Source organism: Longimicrobium sp. (assembly GCA_036387335.1).
Taxonomy (GTDB): Bacteria; Gemmatimonadota; Gemmatimonadetes; order Longimicrobiales; family Longimicrobiaceae; genus Longimicrobium.
The window spans coordinates 22,139-28,138 of record DASVTZ010000192.1 but is presented as its reverse complement, the minus strand read 5'-3'; the positions used below and the strand labels follow the sequence as shown (position 1 = coordinate 28,138).

Genomic DNA, 6,000 nt, shown 5'->3' with positions numbered 1-6,000 from the left:
TTCGTTAACAAACAGGGCTGTAATCGAACATGAATAGGTGAGCCGTAGTGCCGCAACGATCACGAACCCACACACGAGTCGAATCATGATCCGCATCGCCATCGGGGTTGCCGTGCTGGCCGCGTTCGCCGCCTGCGCCGGGGGAAGGGGCGCCGCATCGCCGCCGGGGGACGCGGTCGCGCTGGAGGGCGTCACCGTGATCGACGGCACCGGTGCGCCGCCGCGGCCGGGGATGACAGTGCTGGTGCGGCGAGGGCGCATCGCGGGGATCTTCGCCGCCGGGTCGCAGCGGCTCCCGGCCGGCACGCGCGTGGTGCCGCTCGCCGGGCATTACGTGATCCCGGGGCTCATCGACTCGCACGTGCACCTCGCCACCTCTGACCGCGGCGGCATCTACCCCTCGCTCCTGCGCCACACCCTGATGGGCGGGGTGACGACGGTGCGCGACATGGGAGGGCGCACCGAAAAGGTGGCGGAGCTGGCGCGGGCGGCCCGCACCGACACGGCGCTCTCCCCGCGGATCTACTACTCGGCGGTCGTGGCGGGGCCGCGCTGGTTCGCGACGTACGACTCGGTCCGGGTAAGGTACTGGTCCGCGGGGCACGTGGCGGGGAGCGCTCCGGGCGTACGCATGCTCTCCGCCGACGCGGAGATCGACGGCATCGTGCGCGAGGCGCGGCGCATCGGCGCCACGGGGATCAAGGTGTACTCGGACGTCCCGCCCGCCCGCTTCGCCGCGCTGGCGCGGGCGGCGCGCGCGCAGGGGCTGCGCGTGTGGACACACGCCGTGGTGCCCCCCACCAGCCCCGGCGAGCTGGTGGCCGGGGGCGCTCAGGTGATGAGCCACTCCGACCAGGTGATCTGGGCGGGCGCCCCCGCGGTGGGCGATCGCGATGCTCGGCGCGTGCTCCTGCGCACGGTCTCGCCCCAGGGGCCCGCCTTCGCGGCGCTCTTCCGCGCCATGCGCCAGCGCGGGGTGATGCTGGAGCCCACGCTGTACGTCATGCAGGGGCGGGGCGACGGCGTGCCCGCGCGCGCCTCGCTCGACACGCTCCCCGGGTGGGCGGTAGATGCGGCCGCCGCGGCGCACCGCGCGGGAGTGCGCCTGCTGGCCGGCACTGACGACATGGGGCGCCAGTCGCCCAACATCCACGGCGAGCTTCAGCTCCTCGTGCGCCAGGTGGGGCTCACCCCGCTGGAGGCGATCCGCAGCGCCACGCAGTACGGGGCGGAGGCGCTGGGCGCGCAGGACTCCCTCGGCACCATCGCGCCGGGCAAGGTGGCCGACCTGGTGGTGCTGCGCGCCGATCCCTCAACCGACATCCGCAACACGCAGACGATCGCGTACGTCATGCAGCGCGGCCGCCTCCACGCGCGTACCGAGCCGTGGCACAGGATGCCCCTGTCCGATCCACCGGCCGCGCCCTGACGCCGGTGCGTCCTTTTGGCGGCCTCGCCGTCTTATATTGGAGGGGGCGCCCGGCCCCCGCGCATTCCACCGGCGAGACATCGTGACGGCTACGGCAACCATCCCGACCACCGAGCAGGCCTGGACCGAGTTCCGCGACGGCCTGCACGGCTTCCTCCTGCGCCGCGTGGGCGATCCGGATGTGGCGGACGACCTTCTCCAGGACGTCTTCCTCAAGGTGCACACGCAGCTCGCCGCGCTGCGCGACCCCGGCCGCCTGCACCCCTGGATGTACCGCGTGGCGCGCAACACCGTCGCGGATCACTTCCGCGCGCGCCGCGGCGCCACGCCGCTCTCCGAAGCCCTCCCCGCCCCCGAGCGCGAGCGCGACGCCGTGGCGGAGCTCGCGCCCTGCATTCGCGCTCTGGTGTCGCGGCTCCCGTCCGCCGACCGCGACGCCCTCGAGCTCACCGACCTCGGCGATCTCACCCAGACGGAGCTGGCCCATCGCCTCGGCATCTCCCCCTCCGGCGCCAAGTCGCGCGTGCAGCGTGCGCGTGCCCGCCTCAAGGAGGCCGTACTCGCCTGCTGCGCAGTATACCTCGACGCGGCCGGCAGCGTGGACGACTACGCTCCGGGCCCAAACTGCCACTGCCACAGCGGAGATGGAGAAGCGGGCCGATCCTGCGCGTAATTGTTCTTTCAGTTTCCTCTGTGGCGCTGTGTGAGGCCCTCTGTTCTCTTTCCGTCCTGCGTCTCTGCGAGGTGAGCCTGCGTCCTTTTCCGTTCGCCCACGTCTCTAGGGATGTACCCCGCGACGATGCGGCGGACGACCGGACAACATCCCAAGGAGCGATCCCATGCGCACGAACGACGATCTCACGCACCTCATCTCCCTCGCCGCCGAGCCCACCCCGTGCGACCCGCAGGACTCCTGCTGCGACGACGACTGCTGCGAGGGCACCACCGGCGACAGCGGCCCCTGCTGCTGAAACCTGCGTGGGAGGCGCCGACCGCCGGCGTCTCCCACGTGGGCGGCGCGGCCGATCCCCCTCAAACGATCCGGGGTATTACATACTACCCGGAAGGAGGATGCACTCACTACCAGACGGCCGACGATGGCACGCAGGGACAAGACGCTCGCCGCGATGGAAGGCAACCCGAACGGGTGGCGTTACGACGAGGTGGCTTCCGTCCTGCGTGCGTTCGGGTTCGAGGAGCGGAAGGGCGCGACGAGCCACCGCCAGTGGAAGCACCCAAAGGCGGACGCGGTGACACTGGTAGCCGGTTCGGGGAAGGTTGCGTCCTATCAGGTGAGACAGGCCGCTGAGGCGATCCGCCAATCCATGGAGGACGAAGAATGAGCGTTGATGAATACGTGTCCCTGCCCTGGACAGTGCACGGGAGGGCTGTGCGAGAGAGCGCGGAGGAGGCGCCGTACTACCTCGTCACGATTGAGGAGATGCCCGGCTTCTCAGTGGTCGCTGATACTGCCACCGAGGCGCGCGCGCTGTTCCCAATCGTACTGCGAGAGTACATCGAGGCGATGCTGGAATCGGGACGGACCGTGCCGGTGCCTGCGCTCGTCGAGACGAGCTACGCGCACGGCGGGAGCGGCGCGGGTGGGCCCAGGTGATTGCGTCGAAGTCGCAGTTGGCAAGCGCTCCGTCGCGCTCGTGCCTGGGTACGTCGCGCGGCCCCTTCGGCGTACGCGCGCGGAACCCGGCGGGTGCGGCTTCTGAGGCGCGGCCGCCCCCCTTTGCTCACGCTTGACTAAACAAGTTTTGTTGATACATTCACCCGCATGACTACGGCGACCCGCAACCCAGCCCAGGTGGCGCGCTGGTTCCATGCGCTCTCGGACGAGACCCGTGTCCAGATCGTCGAGATGCTGGTGGGCGGAGAGCGGTGCGTGTGCGACCTGCAGGAGGCGCTCGACGCGGCACAGTCGCGGCTCTCCTTCCACCTCAAGGTGCTCAAGGACGCCGGGCTCATCTCCGGCAGGCGCGAGGGGCGGTGGAACCACTACTCGCTCAACCCCGGCGTGCTCGAGGCGATGGGCGAGTACCTGGCGGAGGCGGCATCCGCGCAGCACGGCGGCGCGTGCCAGGGTGGGTGCTGCCGGTGAGTTTTTTTGATCCGAAACATCAACATTTCCTGATTGAAGGGAGCCGCGCGATGAGCGATCTGGGCGGGCGGGATCTTCCGGTGGCGGTGATCGGGGCGGGGCCGATCGGTGTGGTGGCGGCCGCCCACCTGGTGAGTCGGGGTGAGACGCCCCTGGTGCTGGAGGCGGGGGATGCGGTGGGCGCGAGCATCCGGCAGTGGGCGCACGTGCGGCTCTTCTCCCCCTGGCGCTATCTGGTCGATCCGGTGGCGGTGTCGATGCTGGAGGGGGCGGGATGGACCGCGCCGGACCCGGAGGCGCTCCCAACGGGCGGAGAGCTGGTGGAGCGCTTCGTGGAGCCGCTCGCCGCCCTCCCCGCCATCGCGCGGCACATCCGGCTGGGCGCGCGCGTGACGGCGATCGCGCGGCACGGCTTCGACAAGATGAAGACGCCCGGCCGCGACCGGGCCCCGTTCGAGCTGGTGGTACAGACTGCAGGTGGCGAGGAGCGCATCCTGGCGAAGGCGGTGGTCGATGCCTCGGGGACGTACCTCTCGCCCAACCCGCTCGGCGCCGGCGGCCTCCCCGTGCCCGGCGAGACGGAGCTCGCCGGGCGCATCGTCTACGGCATCCCGGACGTGCTCGGCCGCGACCGCGCGCGCTACGCGGGGAAGCGGGTGCTGGTGGTGGGAAGCGGGCACTCCGCCTTCAACGCCCTCCTCGACCTCGCCGCCCTCGCGCGGCAGGAGCCGAACACGTCGATCGTGTGGGCCATCCGCCGAGCCAGTACCGCGCAGCTCTACGGCGGCGGCGCGGACGACCAGCTCGCCGCCCGCGGCGGCCTCGGCACGCGGATGCGCGCGCTGGTGAGCACAGGCGCCGTCCGCCTCGTCACCGCCTTCCGTGCCACGCGGCTGGATGCGGACGCGGATGGCATCACGGTCAGCGGCGAAGACGCATTCATCGGCCCGGTCGACGAGATCATCGTCACCACCGGCTTCCGCCCGGACCTGTCGATCACGCGCGAGCTGCGGCTGGGGCTCGACCCCGCGCTGGAGAGTCCGGTCGCGCTCGCGCCCCTCATCGACCCCAACGAGCACAGCTGCGGAACGGTGTACCCGCACGGCGCGGCGGAGCTGGCGCACCCGGAGCCCGGCTACTACACGGTCGGGATGAAGAGCTACGGCCGCGCGCCGACCTTTCTCCTCCTCACCGGCTACGAACAGGTGCGCTCCGTCGTCTGCGCCCTCGTCGGCGACGAAGCCGGCGCCAAGGCGGTCGAGCTCGTGCTTCCCGAAACCGGCGTGTGCTCCACCGACCTGGGCGGCTCCTGCTGCTCCGAGCCGGCGCCCGTGCTGGTGGGGCTCGGATCGAGGAGCGGGCGGCCCTCGCTTCCCCTGGCCGGCGCGCGGTGAGGTGAACCCGACACCCGCATGAGATCCCCCATGGAATCGGTCACCGTGCGCCCGGCCGAGCCGCGCGACGTGGCGGCGATCACCGCCATCTTCAACGAAGGGATTCGCGGCCGCGGCGCCACCTTCGAAACGCGGGAACGCGACGAGGCGGAGGTCGGGCCCTGGCTCGGCAATCCGCGCCACCCCGTCCTCGTCGCCGTGCGTGACGGACAGGTGCTGGGTTGGATCGCCGCCTCCGCGTACCGTCCGCGCGAGTGCTACGCCGGAATCGCGGAGTTCTCGGTGTACGTGGCGGGCGTTGCACAGGGCCAGCGCGTGGGCGACCGGCTGATGGAGGCGTTTCTCCCCGCCTGCGCGGCGGCCGGACTGTGGAAGGTGCTCTCGCGCATCTTTCCCGAGAATGCGGCCTCGCTCCGCCTCTGCGCGCGCCACGGCTTCCGCGTGGTGGGCACCTACGAGCGGCACGGGCGCCTCGACGGCGTCTGGCGCGACGTGGTGATCGTCGAGCGGCTCCTGACCCCATGAACCCACATGGGTATGCCGTTTGTTAATTCCTCTCGCGGTCTAGCCCGCTGCAACTGCGCGTGACCAACTAACTACTCTCCTTTGAGAATGTGAGTCAATTCATGAGTTCTCTCGTGTACCTTGATCTTAGCACAATCGTTACTCTTGAACGATCCTACAAGCGTGACCCAAAGCGCTTCAGCGAGTTCGTTGCTCGCTGGCAAGAAGCAGAGTGTGTACTGGCATTATCCTTCGTTCATTTTCTGGAAATCTCGGGGTCCGTTCACGCGGACTCTCGTAACGCACGGGTTCGGGTGTTACAAGCACTTGAACCGACGCGTACGGACTTGAGTCCCAGTGGAGACGCGCCCCGTGCCCTTCAACAGCTTGCCGGCCGTGAGGTTTTCGCCGCCCTGGGCCGTATCGCTGGACAAGAGTCGCGGCTTGCGAGTATGGACCGGCATTGGACCGCATTTCCTACCTCGGTACCGGACAGTACCACCGGTGCGCTGCTTCGTACTCTCATCCCGAGATCACCGGCGGATTTACGCGGAGTTTCGTAAGGC

The 6,000-nt window shown here is 69.8% G+C and carries 8 protein-coding genes; all 8 read left to right on the top strand.

What is annotated here, in order from left to right; translation table 11 throughout:
* Window positions 1-85: 85 nt before the first annotated feature.
* The 8 genes from VF647_19390 (at window position 86) to VF647_19355 (ending at window position 5,455) form a co-directional block, all read left to right on the top strand.
* Complete coding sequence (locus tag VF647_19390; GenBank protein HEX8454256.1) at window positions 86-1,429, top strand: amidohydrolase family protein; 1,344 nt, start codon at window positions 86-88, stop codon at window positions 1,427-1,429.
* 82 nt (window positions 1,430-1,511) lie between these two features.
* On the top strand, window positions 1,512-2,102 hold the full coding sequence (locus VF647_19385; GenBank protein ID HEX8454255.1) for a sigma-70 family RNA polymerase sigma factor: 591 nt from the start codon (window positions 1,512-1,514) through the stop codon (window positions 2,100-2,102).
* A 166-nt stretch (window positions 2,103-2,268) separates the two neighbouring features.
* The gene (locus VF647_19380; GenBank protein ID HEX8454254.1) at window positions 2,269-2,400 is read left to right on the top strand and encodes a hypothetical protein; all 132 of its coding nucleotides are present in this window, start codon (window positions 2,269-2,271) and stop codon (window positions 2,398-2,400) included.
* A 126-nt stretch (window positions 2,401-2,526) separates the two neighbouring features.
* Window positions 2,527-2,772, top strand: coding sequence for a type II toxin-antitoxin system HicA family toxin (locus VF647_19375; protein HEX8454253.1), 246 nt, complete (start codon window positions 2,527-2,529; stop codon window positions 2,770-2,772).
* Window positions 2,769-3,044: a hypothetical protein gene (locus VF647_19370; protein ID HEX8454252.1), complete on the top strand. Its 276-nt coding sequence runs from the start codon at window positions 2,769-2,771 to the stop codon at window positions 3,042-3,044. Before VF647_19375 ends, VF647_19370 begins: the two co-directional genes overlap by 4 nt.
* 168 nt (window positions 3,045-3,212) lie before the next feature.
* The gene (locus VF647_19365) at window positions 3,213-3,536 is read left to right on the top strand and encodes a metalloregulator ArsR/SmtB family transcription factor (protein ID HEX8454251.1); all 324 of its coding nucleotides are present in this window, start codon (window positions 3,213-3,215) and stop codon (window positions 3,534-3,536) included.
* A gap of 50 nt (window positions 3,537-3,586) precedes the next feature.
* Window positions 3,587-4,930 carry an NAD(P)-binding protein gene (locus tag VF647_19360; protein HEX8454250.1) on the top strand — a complete coding sequence of 448 codons (1,344 nt, stop codon included), beginning with the start codon at window positions 3,587-3,589 and terminating at the stop codon, window positions 4,928-4,930.
* A gap of 30 nt (window positions 4,931-4,960) precedes the next feature.
* Window positions 4,961-5,455 carry an arsinothricin resistance N-acetyltransferase ArsN1 family A gene (locus VF647_19355; GenBank protein HEX8454249.1) on the top strand — a complete coding sequence of 165 codons (495 nt, stop codon included), beginning with the start codon at window positions 4,961-4,963 and terminating at the stop codon, window positions 5,453-5,455.
* Window positions 5,456-6,000 lie beyond the last annotated feature (545 nt).

Bases quoted from the DNA above. Each gene is read 5' to 3' on its own strand.
- VF647_19390 (HEX8454256.1), top strand. From the start codon at position 86: ATGATCCGCATCGCCATCGGGGTTGCCGTGCTGGCCGCGTTCGCCGCC.
- VF647_19380 (HEX8454254.1), top strand. From the start codon at position 2,269: ATGCGCACGAACGACGATCTCACGCACCTCATCTCCCTCGCCGCCGAG.
- VF647_19375 (HEX8454253.1), top strand. From the start codon at position 2,527: ATGGCACGCAGGGACAAGACGCTCGCCGCGATGGAAGGCAACCCGAAC.
- VF647_19370 (HEX8454252.1), top strand. From the start codon at position 2,769: ATGAGCGTTGATGAATACGTGTCCCTGCCCTGGACAGTGCACGGGAGG.
- VF647_19365 (HEX8454251.1), top strand. From the start codon at position 3,213: ATGACTACGGCGACCCGCAACCCAGCCCAGGTGGCGCGCTGGTTCCAT.
- VF647_19360 (HEX8454250.1), top strand. From the start codon at position 3,587: ATGAGCGATCTGGGCGGGCGGGATCTTCCGGTGGCGGTGATCGGGGCG.
- VF647_19355 (HEX8454249.1), top strand. From the start codon at position 4,961: ATGGAATCGGTCACCGTGCGCCCGGCCGAGCCGCGCGACGTGGCGGCG.